This is a genomic window from Vibrio sp. 1562, from assembly GCF_033340155.1.
Classification (GTDB): Bacteria; Pseudomonadota; Gammaproteobacteria; order Enterobacterales; family Vibrionaceae; genus Vibrio; species Vibrio alginolyticus.
The window spans coordinates 1-658 of the sequence record NZ_JAWOVY010000420.1; the positions used below are offsets into that span (position 1 = coordinate 1).

The 658-nt window shown below is 45.3% G+C and carries 1 protein-coding gene; it reads left to right on the top strand.

Translation table 11 applies throughout. The features are described from left to right. Nucleotides 1–77: 77 nt before the first annotated feature. Nucleotides 78–658, top strand: a 581-nt coding sequence (locus tag R7Z49_RS25545) for an acyl-CoA dehydrogenase family protein (protein ID WP_411913036.1), incomplete at its 3' end; no start/stop codon positions are given.

Below are 658 nucleotides of genomic sequence, written 5' to 3' on the forward strand. Positions count from 1 at the left end.
CACTTACACCAACTGGTTAGACCTCTTACCAAAATACAGACGTACAACATTTATAAAGTCTGAAAAGGAAAAATTATATGGACATCTTGCTCTCTATCGTTGCGATGGCTGTTGTGTTAGGCATTACGCTTTACCACAGAATGTCACTCGTTAAATCCGTCAGCCTACTAACTGCTGCCATGCTAGTGCTGACTATCACAGGCTCAGTTGGCGTTATTGGCTGGGCACTGTATGTGCTTGCAATCGCGGTCTTTGCCGTTTCTGGCATCCGCCAATCGCTTATTAGCCGTAAGGCACTGGCGTTGTTTAAGACTGTGCTACCTGCGATGTCTCAAACTGAAAAAGAAGCTCTCGATGCTGGTACAGTATGGTGGGAAGCTGAGCTATTCAAAGGTAAACCTGAATGGGAAAAATTACACGCAATTCAAGCGCCAAAACTTAGCGCTGAAGAGCAAGCGTTCTTAGACGGCCCAGTAAACGAAGTGTGTGCTATGGTCAGCGACTTCCAAGTAACGCATGAACTCGCGGATTTACCACCTGAAGTTTGGCAGTATCTGAAAGACAACAAATTCTTCGCCATGATCATCAAGAAAAAGTACGGTGGTCTAGAGTTCTCTGCATACGCTCAATCTTTGGTACTGCAAAAACTGACGGGTGT